The sequence below is a fragment of the Flavobacterium sp. genome, assembly GCF_046153165.1.
Classification (GTDB): Bacteria; Bacteroidota; Bacteroidia; order Flavobacteriales; family Flavobacteriaceae; genus Flavobacterium.
In genome coordinates, this window is sequence record NZ_JBJXEN010000109.1 from 1 (window position 1) to 18,582 (window position 18,582).

General features: G+C 30.7%; 11 protein-coding genes. All 11 read right to left on the reverse strand.

The window, feature by feature from the left end:
- Positions 1-1,947: PKD domain-containing protein (locus ACKVOV_RS13145; protein WP_409207217.1), on the reverse strand; the 1,947-nt coding region annotated here is incomplete at its 3' end.
- 33 nt (positions 1,948-1,980) lie between these two features.
- Entirely contained in the window at positions 1,981-2,955 is a 975-nt protein-coding gene (locus ACKVOV_RS13150) for a hypothetical protein (RefSeq protein WP_409207218.1), read from the reverse strand.
- 573 nt (positions 2,956-3,528) lie between these two features.
- Positions 3,529-4,179: a hypothetical protein gene (locus tag ACKVOV_RS13155; protein WP_409207219.1), complete on the reverse strand. Its 651-nt coding sequence runs from the start codon at positions 4,177-4,179 to the stop codon at positions 3,529-3,531.
- A 12-nt stretch (positions 4,180-4,191) separates the two neighbouring features.
- On the reverse strand, positions 4,192-8,178 hold the full coding sequence (locus ACKVOV_RS13160; RefSeq protein WP_409207220.1) for a DUF6443 domain-containing protein: 3,987 nt from the start codon (positions 8,176-8,178) through the stop codon (positions 4,192-4,194).
- 9 nt (positions 8,179-8,187) lie between these two features.
- Positions 8,188-11,463, reverse strand: coding sequence for a hypothetical protein (locus ACKVOV_RS13165; RefSeq protein WP_409207221.1), 3,276 nt, complete (start codon positions 11,461-11,463; stop codon positions 8,188-8,190).
- A 26-nt stretch (positions 11,464-11,489) separates the two neighbouring features.
- A complete protein-coding gene (locus tag ACKVOV_RS13170; protein WP_409207222.1) occupies positions 11,490-13,097 on the reverse strand; it encodes a T9SS type A sorting domain-containing protein in 1,608 nt (535 codons plus the stop codon).
- A gap of 1,351 nt (positions 13,098-14,448) precedes the next feature.
- On the reverse strand, positions 14,449-15,636 hold the full coding sequence (locus ACKVOV_RS13175) for a primase-helicase family protein (protein WP_409207223.1): 1,188 nt from the start codon (positions 15,634-15,636) through the stop codon (positions 14,449-14,451).
- Positions 15,633-15,956: a hypothetical protein gene (locus tag ACKVOV_RS13180; RefSeq protein ID WP_409207224.1), complete on the reverse strand. Its 324-nt coding sequence runs from the start codon at positions 15,954-15,956 to the stop codon at positions 15,633-15,635. Before ACKVOV_RS13180 ends, ACKVOV_RS13175 begins: the two co-directional genes overlap by 4 nt.
- Positions 15,957-15,961: 5 nt before the next feature.
- Positions 15,962-16,234 carry a helix-turn-helix domain-containing protein gene (locus tag ACKVOV_RS13185; protein WP_409207225.1) on the reverse strand — a complete coding sequence of 91 codons (273 nt, stop codon included), beginning with the start codon at positions 16,232-16,234 and terminating at the stop codon, positions 15,962-15,964.
- A 98-nt stretch (positions 16,235-16,332) separates the two neighbouring features.
- Positions 16,333-17,226: a hypothetical protein gene (locus tag ACKVOV_RS13190; RefSeq protein ID WP_409207226.1), complete on the reverse strand. Its 894-nt coding sequence runs from the start codon at positions 17,224-17,226 to the stop codon at positions 16,333-16,335.
- Between the two features lie 43 nt (positions 17,227-17,269).
- Entirely contained in the window at positions 17,270-18,571 is a 1,302-nt protein-coding gene (locus ACKVOV_RS13195) for a phage integrase SAM-like domain-containing protein (RefSeq protein WP_409207227.1), read from the reverse strand.
- Positions 18,572-18,582: the final 11 nt, after the last annotated feature.

Genomic DNA, 18,582 nt, shown 5'->3' on the forward strand with positions numbered 1-18,582 from the left:
AGGGATTCTTTCTACATTTAGTGTGATAAAGCTTTTTAGCAACAAACAGTCGTTGTTTAAATCGCTATCAACTCTGGGGTATATATTTTGACTATTTGCATAGCCAATGTTTCGATAATTTGAAATATTAGTAATAGCGTTACTTTCTGCTAAAGCATCGGCTAGATTACGATAGTAAGTTATGGTTAATGATTGATTTACAGGAAAGAGATTCCTAACTTCTGTATCGACATTTGCAAAATTAAAAGTTGCAACACCATCAGTATTTGTTCCTGAAAGAGCATCGTCACATTGGGTAAAAGTTCTGGTAAAAGTAACAGGCACTTGGGTAGTTGAAACAATCAGATTGAGTTGCGCAACTCTAAAACAACCATTGACTGAAACCCGAACATAAATCACATCATTACTTACTATTTGATTGGTGTAAGTGGTAAAGTTTGGAATGGGATTTATATTGTTTTGAGCATCATTAGCAGTTTCAAAATAAGAAAAAATTTCATTGGCAAAATTAGTTGAAATTTTAGCATTGGCTTCTGTTAGATTGAAAACGCTAAAACCATCTGTGTCGTCATCGCATTGTTTCAATGAAACAATAGGGTTTATTACAGGTTTAGGATAAATAATAATATCTCTAGTATTTGTAACCGTTCCAAAAGCACTGGTTAAAGTTAGGGTAACAGTATAAGTTCCTGCGGTGTTATAAATATGATTTGCAGTAGGACTATTACTAATAGGACTACCATCACCAAAGTTCCAAATAGTATTTGTTATAACTCGATTAGTTGTATAATTCAAACTTGTTGCCTCTCCTTCACAAGTATTATTCAATTGTATCGTTGGAGTATAAAAAAAAGAAGTGACAAATGGTGGTAAACCAATTTGGCATAATTTACCTGCTAAATCAACTGCATCTGATTGCAGATTACAAGCTAACCCTAATACATTAGGATTATTAATAACCCCTATTTTATTTTGATTCCAAAAAGCTACATATATTTTAGCATCTGGGCCAAGTTGTAATGCACCTGGTACTTTTATGCTTGAATATATTAAAGTTGCTGTTGATGAAACATTGGTGGTATTTAAATCAAATTGATATATATTTCTACCGCCAGCTGCCGAAAGATATAAGACTTCACTATTCTGAGAAAATTCTGCACCATAAAAGAAATCTGTTCCAATAATTATTGATTGCTGATTTGAAACTAAACCAGTCACATTATTGAAATCAAATAACTGTGTTATTCCATTATAATAATTACAGTTAACCATTTTAGAACCATTAGGTGAGATTCTTAGATAGCCTTCTGATTGAAATCCATCACCATTCGCTGTTGGTTGCGGTGTAAATCCAATATTACTAGTTATCGGAGTATTGTTTAACCCTGAATTTGATAATAAATAGACGTAAAAAGCATCGTTACCCCAACCATGTGAAACAATCCAAAAATCTGTGCCATTAGCGTGCTTTACTATTCCAATTTTTTCGCATGATGGGGCAAATATCAAAATGTTTTTGCTTGAAGTTACCGCTCCTAATCCTCCATCTAAAGACATATCTACGATAGAATAGCGAAAACCGTTTGATCTTGCTTCGGCATCAACTGTGAAAATATAATATAATGTTGTAGATCCTGGTTTTTGAACAATTGTTGCAGATTGTGATGCATCATGATCACCTAATAATCCAGTACCGTTTACCATTACTAAATGGTTTTTATTATAAACTGTAATGCCATCAGTGTATAATAGTAATTGACCTGAAGTGTCAGAAATGGTTGCACACCCTTCAAATGTATTTAGTTGACCATCTGTTAAAGCAACTGGACTCCCACTATTGAAACTTAAACCTGCATTTTCTCCGAAATACCAATTATTTGTTTCGTTTTGAGAAAAAGCAGGAATTATAGGTAAAAGCAGAAATAAAAATTTAAAAAAGAATTTCACAACAAAATTTATAAAGTTTTAGGTGTTGTAACACTAATTTGCTACAAATATGGAATATGGGTCATTATTAACTGACGTAATCGTTATATTTAAATCTGTAGCATTTTCCCAAAATTTCATAATACCATTATCAAAACCTGTACTATATATAGTACCATTGAAGTAGGTTAAAGCGTATATAACTGAATTTGATGTAGAATTACTTACATTGTTTGGAATGCCGTTAAGCCAGTATTTAGCTTTATTAGCTTCAATTCCTCCAATACAAACATTACCATTTGATACAGCAATTGAAAATGCATAAATATTATTAGAAGTAGATGTTAAATAGGTTAAAACCCCACTTCTCCAATATTTAATCTTCTTCTGAGCATTATATGTTTCTTCTGCTAAAACAAAAACATTTCCATTTTCAATACATAATGATTTAGCTTCATCTGATTTTATTCCATCAGACAGAGTTGTAATAACTCCATTTTTCCATACTTTGACAGAGTTATTCTCTGTAACAAGTACATATACACTATTAAAAGTCACAACAATTGATGTGGGTATCGCAGTGCCAATTCCTGTAACCGTATTTTGAACTCCATTCTTCCAATATACAACAGCACCATTATTGGTTCCTAGTACATACACATCATCATTGTAAACAAAAACAGACACACATGTTGAGCCTACTGTTGTATTGATATTTAGGTTTTGCAAAACACCATTTTTCCAGTATTTACCTTCTAAAATACCATTAGTGTTTTTTTCATGACCAGCAACATGTACGTCATTATTTTTTACAAAAACAGAATATGCATAACCTTCTCTAGTTCCATCTGTTAAATAAGTAGGCACTCCATTTTTCCAAACTACAGCTTGTCGCATAGTTGCTGAAGAATTTTGCCCTCTACCAGCAGCATAAATATTTACAGGTAACTCAGGTGTAATTTGCACTTCGTTTTTACTACATGATGTTAAAATTGCAAACACAGTTAGCACTAAAAGTATTTTTTTCATTTTTATTGTTTTGTTATAATTTATTTGTAAAGCTTATACTTATCAGACTATTAAATATAATTTTCCTCAAAAGTATCTTCTATTAGGTTTATAAACAAACTTTTTTAGACTTGATTGAAGAACTTTTTCTTTAAATTTATAATAATTCACTCTTTTTATAGGTTCAGTTAGTATAATGAAGACTTAATAGACCTATGAGATACATTGTATAAAGTATATTTTTGTAATAAACCCAATACTTATAACTTTGAGTATTAGATTTTATAATTTTAGTCAAAAAAAATATTAATTCTTATATTACTATTTTGTAACAAAATAATTTTTAGAAACAATTCCTTAAATAGAACACAATATTATAAAAATGCCTTGGGAGAAGCAGTTAAATAATACAGCAACTATTATTCTTTAATTCATAGTTTCTTTACAAAAAAAAACTCATTCACATAATTTTAAATAAAACTTAACGACCAGATTAATATCCAGTTGTTAGGTTTTATTTCTTCACGATTCAGGAATGCTATTGCGCCCTGATGATTTAAGCGTTTGTGGTTCGTTTCAGATGTCGGAACTTTTTTATAAATCCTCAATTTTTATTTCTTTTTCTTCGCTTATTATAAATTTATTTCCATCCATTATCATGTCATTATTAACTTCGAGACTTTGTGTAATAAGAAGAAATTTTCTATAATTGACTTCATTATTTTTTTCATCATCAAGTGTTTTAAAAGTAAATTCATATATGATATTCTCTGGTTGATATACTAAGTCATAAGTAATATAGTTACGGTTTTTCTCTTTTGTAAAAATTGTTAACAAATAACAATTTGTTCCATTTGCAAAACTTAACTTCTTAAGTAAATAATGAAATTTGTCTATTTTATCAGAAATTTGTTTAAATCCTTCAATTAAATATTTTTCAGCATTTAAATTCACTTCAGCGACATTATATTTCATAATTGAAAAATACAATTTTGGATTATTCTTCTCATAAGGAAAAAATATCCATGAATCCTTCGATTTTTTAATCTTCCAGCCAATAGGTGTTTTAATTTTAATAGTGTCATTTTCATATTGTTCCCAATTGACAATTATAGGTCGACCACCTTTATTTTTAATTTCCCAAAAGTGATTATTAGTAGGCATTGTTGCCTCTATATTTTCAGCTTTTTTACAAGCATTTAAAGCTATTAAAGCAATAAATAAGAAAAAATATTTATTTTTCATGATAAAATTATTTTACTGACCGATTGATATACTTGCACCAAATTTAACTTTAGTTTTAGTTGTTATAGGAATTGCTACCTCTCCTTGAACTCCTGTGCGAGTTTTGCTTTCACCTGTACTACTTGTTTTTTTAGAAACGTAAATTCCATTTTCACCCGCACCAACTACAACTTTTGATTCACTTTCTTTATCTCCTGTTTTTATGTTTTTGCTTACAGTATGTGAAGCTGTCAACGTAACTCCTTCAACAATTACCTTAGCTTTTGCCGTTGCTTTTAACTCAGTTTTATTTTCGGTAGTAGGTTTATTAATTAAGTTTGCACTTCCAAAATTTGGGTATTGGCTAGTCATTGCATAATTGGATAAATTACTGCTATAGGTTGTTGTACTTGATTTTTCTAAGGTTACTATATTGGGAATTATTTCTTGTTCATCAGTACGACTAAATTCTGCTCGAATATTATCAATAAAACCAGTTACCGCCTTACCAAACTCAGCAGCATAATTATTAAATTGCGCACCACCAAGTTCTAATCCTTCTAATTCCCTACCCATTCCCATTTTATTTTCTTGAAAAGCAAAAGTCGAGTTGTATGGGTATTTCTCTGCTAAAGGGTCAATGCTCATAAATCGCCCAATCGCCATATCATAATTACGATACTTAAAGCTGTCCCAGTTCAGTTCCAGCTCGTCTTGACGTTCCTGACCTTGGTACTTATACTTTTGGGCTTCCTCATAACCGCTTAATATATTTGGGTTATACCCTGCATGTTTTAACCCAAAAGGATAATAATGATTTTCTTCTATAATATCTAAATTTCCTGTAATTGTGTTTTTAGTATAGCTTAATCTTACGTTTCCTAAATGATCTTTATACTGAAAAACATATTTATATGTCCCTGTTACATAACCTTCAGAAGTAGGGAAAAATTGTAATATATTATTTAAATATTGAAAACTGTCAATATAATCAGTCGTATTTGTTAAGAGTGATGGTGCTGTAATCATTACTATTTTTTTTACTTTTTGCCCAACTGCATTATACAAATATTTAATATTGCCCGTTGCGAAAGTTATTACCACTGGAAGGTTTAGATGATTATATGTAATTGAAGTAATTCCCTTATTGTCATCTTTTGTCATATTACCGTTTGCATCATAAAAATATTCTGTCGCTGCACTTAGACCATCTTTAAATCCATTTGGGTTATTTGGTGTAGGATTATCATCAACTTTTATTAGTTGATTTGAATTAGCCAAGTAGGAATAGCTCAGGTTGTCAATATTAATTAGAGGAGCTGTATCTAAGTTTGCACTATTTCTAATTAATGTCATGATATTACCATTTTTATCATAAGTTAGATTTTCGTTATAAAAATTAGGCACAGGAATTGCATTACCGGGTTTTTGATATATAGCATTTTTTAAGCGATTTAAATTGTCATAAAAGTAAACATATTTTCTTAAAATGTTATCACTAGATGTTTTCCAATAGGTTTCTGCAATATTACCATTATATAATGGAGTTCCAGTATAACCAATTTCATTTTGAACGGTATTATAGTTGATTTTAAAAGCAAACAAATCTAAAGGATCCGTACCTCCTTGTGCTAAATTTCCTGTCTTATTAATTTCTGTTAACCAATTTCTAATATTGTACGAATAATCAACTTTTTGCAAACCAGTTAGTCCTGTAATATCTGTACCCCCAACTTTTTTTGAAATAAGTTTACCAAGCTCATCATAAGTATTACTTACTATAAGTTGTTTAGGTAATGTATTAATTTGTTGTGTTTGAATAAGTAATCTATCTTGATTAGAATAAGTATATTCATCTCTTATTGTAACAATTCCAGTCGATAATGATGCTCTACTATGAGTAGTTAAAGTATAATTTTTTCTACCTGTTATAGATTCTACATTTTCATCAATTTGTACAAATCCACCAAGATAATTGGATTTATAATTACGAATAGGTCTAGCTTTGTAATCATAAAGTATATATGATTTTTCTGAGCTGGTAGAGGTATTAGTCGCATCTAAAACCCTTACCCATGAACCCGTTAATAAACCTTTAGGTTTTACAGTAGTATTATAATATACAGGTTGTGTTTCTACAAGTGTTGGAATAGATACTGGAGCAAAAGAAAAATTATAATCATCATAGTAATTAACTGTTAAGATATCATAACCAGAAGTTGGGATAACTAGATTAGAGTATCTACATGCTATGCTATTTACAGGAGCACTGTCTGTTGCTGTTGCATTTTTTGTTTCATTTAATACAGTGGCATTATTGTACGAAGTTTGTAATGACGTTCGTGTAGTTGATGAAATTGTAGCTGTTTGCCAAGCAGTTAAGATGGGTCTGTTAAAAACATCATATTTTGTAATCATCCATCCACTTCCTGTAGCATTTGGGAATGGTGTAAATGCTGGTCCAGTAGCAACTACTCTGTCTAATTTGTCATAAACAATAAATTCCCATTGCTTACCTGGTAGTTTTTTCTCGACAATCCTGTTTCTTAAATCATATTTGTATTGATAGCACAAACCGTCTAGCTGCGTAGTAACATCGTTTACCAATGGAGGAATTACATAAGTCAAATTACTGTATTGATCATATACATAATAAGTATCATGGGCAACATTATTATCGTAAGCTCTTTTTAAAATTACTTTACCTTCCTTATCTTTAAATTCTTCTGTTGTATTATTATTTCCGTTTGTCCAATTTTCGTCTTTGATTATTGTTTTTGTCAACTGACTTGCAGTATAATTAGTAGTACCCGCTTGTAATAATGACATATCGAATAACCCAGCGGTCAAATTCCAAGTGGCATTTGCCACATATAGTTTAACCTCTGAAGCAGTATTGGTTTGATAATCAAATTTCATTTCATGATTACCTCCCATTGCCCAATCATTTGAAGAACCTGGAGCGGCTTGTTTTAATACTCTATTGAGAGGTGATGATTCAAAAAGTTTATCATTATATGGGTTTTGACTTGTATAATCAGAGTAACTTAATGTGCTAGATAGGGCACTTGTTTCAAAAGCTATTCCTTGAGCATTTGCCTTATAAGGTAAATAATCTTTTACCTGTCTGCTATAAGAATCATATTCTATATGAGTAACTATATTATTTCCAGAGGCTGATTGTTGTGAAGCAATATTCTGATTTGGTTTACCCAATTCATCATAATAGGTAATATTTATAACAGCATCTTTACTATTAGTGATATTTTGAATATTAGTGACTGGTATTTTAGGAGTTGTGGTTATAATATAATTTCTAGTACCATAACTTGTTGTGGGATTTGGAGTAATACATCCCTGAATTGGTCCAGATATTGTTGGACAAGCATCAAGGTTATTGGCAACATAATTAACTGGAGCAGTACAAGCTATAATTGTAGCTGCAGGATCTCCAAAGCTATCTTGATCAGTGTCTTGATACCAGGTTTTAGGTCCTTTAATTAAATTAGTGGAATCATTACAATCCGTATTGTCCAAAACACGATTGGGTGGCTGATTACACTGTACAATATAAGGAACATTGTTATCTCCAAAACCATCTAAATCAGCATCTACATACCATTTTGTATTTGGGTTTATTAATAGATTACCGTCATTACAATCTAAGTTATTGAGTGTATAACCAGTTTGCGGTGTTGGATAGCATCCTACAAAAGGAGTTGCTATAGCACTACCAAAACTATCGCTATCAGCATCAACAAACCAGACTGTATTTGGATTGATTTGTGCATTATTGTCATTGCAATCTGTTCCAACCAAAGAATATGGTATGCCTTCAGGTAATGTATCTAAACAAACTCTAGCTCCCGCACCAAACCCATCTAAATCATTGTCAATATAAACATAGGTTTCACAAGTTGGAGGTGTAACTATTGTTGGAGTAATGCCCAGTTTTTGTATTTGAGAATAGCAATTAAAAAAGCTAACTAAAAAAATTAAGGTATATAATTTATTTTTCATCGTATTTTCTTAACTTTTATAGTGATATTGATATTGTGAAATAACATTGTTATTCTTGTCTTTTACATTTAATAACCTTCCTAATGAATCATAAGTATAGGTCATGATATTTCCTTTTGGATCAGTGATTGTACTAACTCCAACCTGTCTTATATTTGTGTATGTAGTAACCATGGCAGTAGTCAAACTTGTCCTTAACCCATTTAGAGCGGTTAAATTGGCTTCGTTATATCCTTGTAACACTGTAACGCTTACCCCAAGCGCCGTAGCAATTTGAGCATAAGTTGCATTTTCAATTTTAGCAATAGGTAACGTTTTTTCATAACCCCAAATAACCGAAACAGACATGCCGTTTTCTTGAGTGTATTGTGTCACATTCCCTTTTGTATCATAAGAATCATAAGTTATTTTTTTTTCTAATGTTCCTACATCAGTTATATTGGTATAATTATTTGGAAACTTTCCTCCATATATGTATTTTGGCAATAAAACATTATTAGTACTTGCGTCTTTAATATAAGCTGTAAATTTTTCTGAGAGTTTAACACTATTCCAAAGCTGTGATTCTCTTAATGGAACAGCAATGTTTGCATTTTGAAAATTGATATAGTTTGTGGTTCCTGTTGCATATATGTTAGAAGGATATTTGAATTGTGTTTCTACAATTTCATTATTTACGCTAGAGTACATATATTTTCTGGTTAAGGCATCTTGATTAGACATAGTAATAGAGTAACTTGGCAAAGAGCTGTATTCAAATTTTTCAGTAGTGAATATATTTCCTGATGCTGTATATGTATTGGTATTTTTCTCTGAAACATAATCATTATAGTAGTATAGCTTCAAAGTCTGCAGCCAATTGCCTGTTCTGTTTGTAAACGCTACATATTGACTATATTTTGCAGTGTCATTATTATACACAAAATTGGTTTGCAGTTTTGGATTCCCGGAATCATCATAAAATTTCTGTGATAGCAATTTTCCTCTTTCCATACTATTATCACTATAGAAAACACCATTTAAGTTTTTTTCTAATTCTGGAAGGTCATAAGACACCCCTCCTTGTTGATTATAAGGTATTGTAGCAAAAATCTGGCTAATCCTGTAATCCGAATTAAGTGTGCCTTTATCTGGATTAGTAATATAATCTTTGTATTTATTTACAATGTAACCATTACCATTGGTAACCTCTGTAACTTCCGAATAATTAATTACGGATGATTCTAGAAGGGTTTTATTTATGGTATTTGAATTTCTATGTGCCAACCACTTATCTCCACCATTATTTCCACAGCAATAATGGATTTTCAAAGCGATAACATATCTTGGCCATTGCAATAAAATACCACTCGAAGTAGCTGAAGGATAATTGCTAGAATATTTATATTCTTTAATATTTGTTGTTACCGTACCGTCAAAATCTGTGATTTTCTGTATTCTAGTACCTCCCACAATCCCATTTACATCATATAACGAGGGTAAAAAACTATTAACACTTCTTCTTTCTAATCTTTTGCTATAAGTGTGAGGTTCATATTCAAATTCAGAATAACCACCTGTAGGGTAAGTTATTCTTTTTAATTGCCCTTTTATTGCATAGGCAAAATTTGGATCTCGAATATCTGAAGTAAAACTATAATCTCCTTGAACTGTAAAACTAGTATCTGGAATTAATGTTAAAGCATTAAAATTACCCCCATCATTTGATGATTTCCCATTCCAAAAACCCCAATGGTCGATTGCTGCGGTTGATTGTCTTGGCAATATATCCGATGCGTCTATAAAATAATCAAATACATAAGGTGGTTTACCCACTTCTGTTACTTTGTCTAAAAATAATCTTGGATAAGAATTAACCGCAGCTGTTCCTCCTCGAATAGAATATTCAAAATTAATTTTTTTAATTTGAGTATTATTTTTGTCAAGTAAAGTCAGATTATCTAACTTTTGTTCATTAATATATGGATTAATTCCATCTATAGCAAAACGATTATTAGGAACAAAGCCATGATCTCCGTATACAAAATTTATGGTAAAATCTTCTCCGGTAATACTTTCCAATATCGCCTTTTTTTGAACGGAATAATTATTAGTTGGTGCTCCGCCTGTAGAGCCCGATGCCTGAGCATGTGTTTGTTGCCAATATCCCAGTGGAATCCCAGTAGAAGCAAAGAAAATAGGGTCAAATCCCCATTCTGTTTTTGTCACATCTAAATTATAATCATATACATCTTCATTTTGATGTTCGCTTAAAGCAAACAATTTCCCTTTCTCAACTGAGTTACTATGCCAATAAATACCTCCACCTCCATCATTGCAAAAATCTCCACCTGTCACTGTACCTGATTGCAAAACAAAATCAGGTCTGTAATTGAAATTAATTACGCTTTGAGTTTCATAATATTCAATTTTCTTTAAGAACCAAGAAGTGATCACTGGACTACCCGCACCAGATCCAGAAGTAGCCATTGGGACTGTGTATTCTAAATATCTCGACAATCCTCCAAAATAATACGCATTCCCCAAATTATCTGTTATTTTAATTTCAGAAGACAATAACGAATTTGCACATTTAGCGTTGTAAATCTGCGAACTCATTCCTGACACATCTACTTTAAGATTGTTGGGCTCATTCGTTACCACCTTAATTTTTCCATCATACCCCATAAAAAACTTACCACTGATACCATTAAAATTAAAACTGAAAATATCTGGATTTTCTTCAAATGATTTTTCAATTTTTGTGGTTCCTCCAGTATCTGGTCCATACAAATAAATATTTGGGTTTTTAGAATCTGCAAAAGCATAGGCAACATTTATTGGATCATTATATATATTATCATTTATGTAATAACTAGGATTACTAGGATTATTTGCTTGTTGAAATTTTATACCACATATAAATCCATTAGGATCAAGTGTTCCACCACCTTGAAGTGTTGTTGGCTGCCCTAATTGGTCATCTGGTAAACCTTTTACTTCTCTTGTAATTACACCTCCCACATTTAAATGCCAATTTAAACCAACAATCCCTGATGATTTTGCAGGAACAAATCCTGAAGCGTTATATCCTAAAAAAAGTTCTAACGGATTTTGTTTATTTATTGGAACTGTAATTAATGGAATCTTGGTATTTAATTCTCCATTAAAAGAAGCGCTACTTATATTACCATAACGTATAAAATCAGTAACGCCTGGTGTTTTGACATTTACATTTGTTGTTCCAATTTGCGCAGACAAACTGAAAGAAATGAAGTTGATTAAAAATATAATTCTAAAATACATGTTCTTTATTTTAAATCCTCTCATGATTATTGTTTAATTATTTTAATTCCTTCTTGATGTGTATTCGTGTCTATATTTATAATATAAATTCCACTTGGAAGATTACTCAAATTAAATGGTACTGTTCGTTCTCCATGTATTTTATTTTGTTCCAACTGTCTTCCATTTAAATCATATAATGTAGCTGTACCCTCCGAATATTCATAGTTTACAATAATATTTGTGAAAGTTACTACAGGATTTGGTAAAGCTTCAATTGTAACTTTTATTTTCTCTGGCTTACTTGTATCTTTTAGTTTCACAACCCAAAAATCATTACTTCCTATGTTACCATTTTTATCTCTTGAACTCTTACCATTAGATGTGCCTGATAGCAAGTAACCACCATCTCTAGTTTCAATTACATTACTTAAAATATCTTCATCATCACTGCCAACTGCTTTATTCCAAATTTCTTCCCCATTTTCATTTATCTTCAGAGCAATATAATCGTTAATTCCTTTTTTCTCTTTCTTTTTTGGTAATCCTTTTACATTGTTTTCTGACACTTCACTTTGCGCATATCCACCAATTAAGAAACTGTGATCTTCATTTTCAACTAATGAAGTTAAAACATCTACTTTTCCAAAATTGTATGTTTCTTGCCATTTTATGATACCTAACTCATCAAGTTTTAACAACCAAAAATCAGTTCCACTTCCATTTTCTTTAGTTTTATTTTTACTATTACTTGAATTTGAACTTCCTCCAACAATATAAGTTTTATCGTATGTTTGATGTACTACATATAACTGATCATCTTGATCTCCTCCAATAGTTTTCTGCCATTCAATTATACCTTTATCATTTAATTTAATTATCCAATAATCGCCAACTCCTATATTATCTTCTGTTTTATTTCCCGAAATTGGACTATTTGAATAACCGCCTAAAATGTAACCGTTGTCTTTGGTTTGCTCTATACTTCGTAATTCATCTTCATAGATACCTCCCATAGTCTTTTGCCATTCTATTTTACCTTTAGTATCTAGTTTTAAAATCCAATAATCCAGATTTCCAAAGCTATCATTGATTTTATCACCCGATATATTTGACGTAGATGAGCCACCTAAAATATATCCGCCTTCTTTAGTTTGAATAATGGTTTGTATTCTTTCTTGCCAACTTCCCCCTATAGTCTTTTGCCATTCTACTCCGCCTTTTGCATCTAATTTAATAATCCAAAAATCTTCTTGTCCTTTAGAATCGTCAGCTTTGTCAAATTCTTTATCAGAATTTGAAGTTCCAGCCAGAATAAACCCGCCGTCTTTAGTTAAAGTGATACTCTTTAAGAAATCATTCCCAGAACCTCCAAAATTTTTTTGCCAATCCAAATCTCCTTTTTCATCCATTTTCCAGATCCAATAATCTAGATCCCCATTATTAGTCTCAGTTTTATTTCCTGATTTTTTAGACAATGAACTACCAGCTAATATAAAGCCATAGTCAGCTGTCGGTTTAGCATCCATTAGGAAATCAGCATGTTTGCCTCCGTATGATTTCTCCCAAAGAATGTCTTGGGAATATGCTGAAACGGCGCAAAGTTGAAGTGTAAGCAATAAAATTATTTTATTGTTTTTTAAAAAATATGACATGAATTAAATTTGTTTCAGGTTAAGTTATTGATTTAAAATAATTTAGTTCAATTTAGGAAATAGATTACAAACGAAGTTATCCCTATTTTAAATTTCGGCTAATTTAGTGTAAAAAAACAAAGCAAAACAATCACTAATTTTAGTTAGATATCTTCTAACTAAAACTGGTTATAAAATATCTAAAACTTCAATGAATTAATAATAATTAAAAAAGATTCGTGTGCTTGTAAACCTATTCTAGGATTAATTTTTAAGAGTAAACCCATTTCAGGACGATAAAAATAATTGCAATGATTTAAAAACAATTGCAATGGCTCGATACTATTTTCGCAACGGCTTTTCAACGGCTCGCAATGGCTCGCAATGGCTTTTCAATGGGAAAATAGTATTTTAGGCAACGGCTCCGCAACGGTAAAACTGTATTTTTTGATTTAGCCATTGCAATGGCTTTTTTATCTACAAAATATTGATTGTTAACCTGTAATGTGCTGAAAAAGAACTTACATTTTAATTTGCATTCCCTACTAATCCTTTAATAAGTTTACTCTTAAAAATTAATCCTAAAATAGGTTTACTTTTTAAGGGTAAACTTATTTTAAGGAAAGACAAGCAAACAACTAGACCACGATACAAATAATTGCAATGCCATTGCAATTGTTGCTATATGTAAATAGGCTTGATTTTAAAGGGGGTTGTGAGTTATTGTAATGGTATTGCAATGAATTAAGAAAATAATTGCAATGGCATTGCAATGGTTTTTTATCGTTATTTTTTTTAATAATTGTCTTGTCAATTTTATTTAAAATCACTAAGGTTAGATATTAAAAACTGGTTGCAACTTAATAGAACAACTGGTTGCAATAATTGTTTTGACATTAAGAATAGGGGAGTTGAGGGTGTCTGCAAACATAAAAACCAGTTGCAACCAAATTTAAAACTGGTTGCATTTTTTTGGATAATTTAATTAATTTCAGATTGAGGATTTAAAGAATCAATATAAACATCGGCTAAATTATTCCCGTTCTCATAAGTGGAATTTTTGAGACAATTATTAACCTCTATTTTAAAACTTAAACTGTTTAATACAATTGCTTTATTTAACCAGCCTTTATATAAAACTCTCTGATTGAAATTAAATACAAAAGAGTGTTGGTTTTGTTGATTTGTTGACAATGGTATGTAAACACTTGTATTTACTGGGTTTTGTACTTCAACAAATCGTCAACAAATCGTCAACAAAAAATAAGGCTAAAAATGATAATTTTCATTTGTTGATAGTTTGTTGATAGTTTGTTGACCTGTAAAACCTTGTTTTTATTGACTTTTTTCTTGTTTGTCAACAAATTAACAATTATTTGATAAATTCTTCTCTCTTAAAAGTATAGAATCTACCTTTTCGATTTTCAGTATAAATACTCCATTTTTTACCCACATTTGACAAGTCCAAACTGTATAAATTATAACTGCTATTTTTAGGCTCTAACTTAAAGTTCTCTGTTATAATTTTTGAAACATAATTTTTACCTACTCTGATATTGGCTAGGTTTAATTGTTCGTGCAAATCTTTAGTAGTATAAAACAATTCATCTAATTCAAGAGTGCAGAACTGGTCAATTAAAAACTCTTCGATTTCCTTTTCAATAGAAGTCCTGTTTCCACGAACTAAAACATCTAATGCTGGTGTATAAATCTGCTCTTTGGTAAACCACATTCTAGTTGTTCTTTGGGTTTCGATTTTCCTATGGGTTAAATAATAAGTGAATGAGGCAATTTCCTTTCTCATTTGTTCTAATAAATCTGGATTCTCTTTTGCAAAAGGATTGACTTTAATTACCCAGTATCGAATTTCTAAATCATCAATCTTAATAAAATTTTCTTCATTGTTGGAACATAGGATGAACTTACCAAAAAACTCGATTTCTGCTTTATCAATTCCCTTGCCTTCCAGTTTGTAATGGTTAGAGGTTGAGAGGTTCTTAATCCGTTCGCTGTCTTCTTTTTTGTCTAGTAAAACTTCGTCAACAGCTACAATTAATTTTCCTGCCCAATCGGAATTAAAACGGCTTCTAAAATCTTCGTTCTTATTGATGGTCATATTACCTTCAAAAATCAATTTTAAGAGTTTTAGAAAGGTACTTTTACCTGTGTTTCTCTCCACGCTTACTAAACACAATATGGGTAAGATTTGATTAGGATGCTTCCAAAGAATCGTTAAATAATCTAATCCTAATTCATACTGATTACCAAAAAGATGTTGCAAAAAGAACTTTATATTTTCCCAATCCCCTTTCTCACTCACGCAGTAAGAAAGGGGTTCATACTTATTATAAAAATTATTAATTTCTCTTTGATAATTAATGTGTGACGGAAATGTACAGAAAGTTTCATATTTTTTTATGGACTTCAAACTGTCTTTTCCAAAATCATCAATAATGGTTGCTTTATTCCATTTTATCAATGATTTCATATTATCGCCACTCATTAACGGACATAATACTTCTTTGAAATATTCTGTCCCAACACGGATATACTCTTTCATATTTCAAAAATTATTGATGCCATTTTTGAATGGTCAAAGTTATGGGTGTGCTTACTTTTCTTGATTGTGATTAAAACCCCATGCAATTCAGCATCTTTTAATAAAACGCTATTGATATTGTTTGATAACAATTTGAAATTATGGTTATCATAGCCTTTTATAAGTTCCTCGATTAATTCGCAGGATTCAATATATTTTCCGATTGTATAAACCAGTTGTTTATCTCTATTGTAATCCAACCGTAACCTTGCAAAATCGGTTTTTAAGTCACTCAAATGACTTAAAGCATCTGAAATGTAAATTTGATTGTCGTTTTGCATAACTGTTATTGGTTTAAATGTTTGACAGCTTCCAAAACTTCATTCTTTTTGTAATACACTCTATTACCCAGTCCTAAACTTTTAAGCTTGCCAGATTTGGTGTGTTTCCACAGCGTAGTTTTGTTGATAGATAATAATTTGCAAACCTCTTCACGGGTTAAAAGTTCATTTTCAGGTTGTACAGATTCACTAACCTTTTTTTGTGGTTGCAATAGCGGTCTAAGTGCTTCGACTAATTGCTCAAGAGTGATTCCGTTTAAAAAAATTTGTGTAGTCATTGTGCTTATAATTAAGATTAATAAGCACAAAATTGTATCTATGTGAATGCCCATTTAGGGCGATTTTTTCCCATTAAGGGAAGTTGAATCCCATTGTATTATAATAACTCGTCAAATACAATATTGAAGTTGTTTTCTCTTTGAACGCTGTAGCTTTTTTGCAACGATTTTAATTTGCCTTCTACGCAGTAATTATCATAGTTTTTTGCTGATATTAACAATAACTCTTCAAAAATTATCCTCATAAAATCATTGTCTTTATGGTAATATATTAGCTTCTCTTTCTCTAATCTTTTTTTGAGATAGGAATAGTCGGAATAGAAATCAATAATGTGTTTTTGATATTTTAAAAAGCAATCATAGGCTTTTGAATTGATAAATAATGAATTAAATTGAACTCTTTTTTCGGAATTATCAAAGTTGCTTAAAACTATTGTTTCACTCCCAAGTAATCCAAAATTGTTTTTCTCTGTATCAGGATAAAGTTCTAAATGCAGTTGCTTATAAATAGGATAATCTTCTAAATCTAAATTTTTATGAGTTCTAATTTCAAATTTATCAAACTTATTTAAATTATACATCATTTCAAGTAGTCTGGAATGATTAGACAATATCCTTGAAATTTCCCTTAACATTTCCAGTAGTGCAATTTCTTTAATCAGCAATATATAATTGTACTCTTTTGGAAGTTCCGAAACTTTTAATTTATCAAAACCAGTTTTTATTTCATCAGAAAAAACTTCTTGTATTTGATTAGTATCATAAACACGATAACGATTGTCAAAAATCCGATACAATTCTTTTAGACTTTCATTATTATTTACAAGTAAATTATTTGTTGTATAATTATACAAATATTGTCTTGTCTCATTTAGTGAATTTGTAAATGTCTTGTTTTGACTTTGTCTTTTTATTAAAAACTGTTTTATTAAAAATTCTGCTTTATCGTAATATTTCGAATAAAAATCCTGATATATTTTTTCGTAATCCATTTTAAATGTTTTGATTATTTCAATTTTTTTATTTCAATTTTATCTAATTGGCAGTATTTTTAATAACTTCCATAACAGGCGTTTTATCTTTAGGAGCTAACTTACTGAAATATTCCAACATTTGATATGCATTATCATAAGTGGTTTTTCCAATATAATTCAAAAACATTCTTTCCGTTCCATGGGCTGTAATATTCATTAATATAGGTGTTGGTATGCGCCCATAAAAATTGGTTGCAAACGACCGACGACAAACATGACTGGTAATCACTTCGTATTTAGGATATATATCTTTAACCGTTGGACTGTTTGCTTTTAGTTTTCTGCGTCCTGCTGTTGGTGCGTTAAGCCCAGCCTCTTTGCAAACATCTTTAATGTACTCATTAAAACGAGGTAAAGATATTTTATAAGGCATTCCGTTTTCTATAATTTCCAATGCTTCGGGAAGCAATGGTATAGCAACGAGTTTTCCTGTTTTTTGTTGTTTAAGTTCGATTATTTTAATACCTCCCAATTCTTTTATGTTTTTTTCTGAAATATCTAATAAATCCCCACCACGCTGTCCAACCAAACAACCCAATAGTAACCACTTTCGAGCATTTATAAGTGCCTCCCTAATTAAAGTAGTATTTTTGATTAGTTCTTGTTCGTCTTCGGATAAATAAATCACATTTTCAGGTGCATTACTCTCCGAAATACTTTTGATATTTTTTAATTGAGAAGAGGTTTCAATATCATTTTTATAAGCATCATTACAAATGACTTTTATATTATCGATATTTTTACCAACATAGTTAACTGCATAACCTTGGTCAAAAAGCCATGTTTTGTATTTTTCAACAAATTGCAGGTTGATATTTTTGATTAAGATACTTTTTCCGTTAAATATTTCTGCCTCATAACGTAAAATAGTATTTTTAAATAGCTTTAAATTTCCAATACGACCTGTACTCAATCCAATTTCTTTTTTTTGATTGGTTTTATAAGGAGCTTCGGCAATGTATTTGTCAATATAGTTCGTTAAAACATCGAGTTCAACAATGGCAATCTTATTATTAAAAATATCAATTTGTAGTTGCAACCAATCGCCAGTAAATTCTATTCCTTTACTTATTCCCTCGTTATGGGCATCATTTATAAACGTAGCTAATTTATCAAGTTTTGATTTTATTATTTTTAAATCCTCTCTTCCCATTTTGGGTTGCGCTTTATCAATACTCCAATCTTTGGCACTAATAATAAAACCAGTTTTGCGTTTTAAAACGGTGGCTCTATTTATAGAATAACGAACATAGATGTTTGAAGTGTCGCTTTTGCTTTGCAGTAAAAATTTTATCTTTGCCATTGTATTTTGAT

What these genes read in the sequence shown, in the direction of transcription:
- ACKVOV_RS13155 (WP_409207219.1), bottom strand. Translation starts at nt 4,179, where the DNA reads ATGAAAAATAAATATTTTTTCTTATTTATTGCTTTAATAGCTTTAAAT.
- ACKVOV_RS13190 (WP_409207226.1), bottom strand. Translation starts at nt 17,226, where the DNA reads ATGGATTACGAAAAAATATATCAGGATTTTTATTCGAAATATTACGAT.
- ACKVOV_RS13180 (WP_409207224.1), bottom strand. Translation starts at nt 15,956, where the DNA reads ATGCAAAACGACAATCAAATTTACATTTCAGATGCTTTAAGTCATTTG.
- ACKVOV_RS13165 (WP_409207221.1), bottom strand. Translation starts at nt 11,463, where the DNA reads ATGTATTTTAGAATTATATTTTTAATCAACTTCATTTCTTTCAGTTTG.
- ACKVOV_RS13195 (WP_409207227.1), bottom strand. Translation starts at nt 18,571, where the DNA reads ATGGCAAAGATAAAATTTTTACTGCAAAGCAAAAGCGACACTTCAAAC.
- ACKVOV_RS13170 (WP_409207222.1), bottom strand. Translation starts at nt 13,097, where the DNA reads ATGTCATATTTTTTAAAAAACAATAAAATAATTTTATTGCTTACACTT.
- ACKVOV_RS13185 (WP_409207225.1), bottom strand. Translation starts at nt 16,234, where the DNA reads ATGACTACACAAATTTTTTTAAACGGAATCACTCTTGAGCAATTAGTC.
- ACKVOV_RS13175 (WP_409207223.1), bottom strand. Translation starts at nt 15,636, where the DNA reads ATGAAAGAGTATATCCGTGTTGGGACAGAATATTTCAAAGAAGTATTA.
- ACKVOV_RS13160 (WP_409207220.1), bottom strand. Translation starts at nt 8,178, where the DNA reads ATGAAAAATAAATTATATACCTTAATTTTTTTAGTTAGCTTTTTTAAT.
- ACKVOV_RS13150 (WP_409207218.1), bottom strand. Translation starts at nt 2,955, where the DNA reads ATGAAAAAAATACTTTTAGTGCTAACTGTGTTTGCAATTTTAACATCA.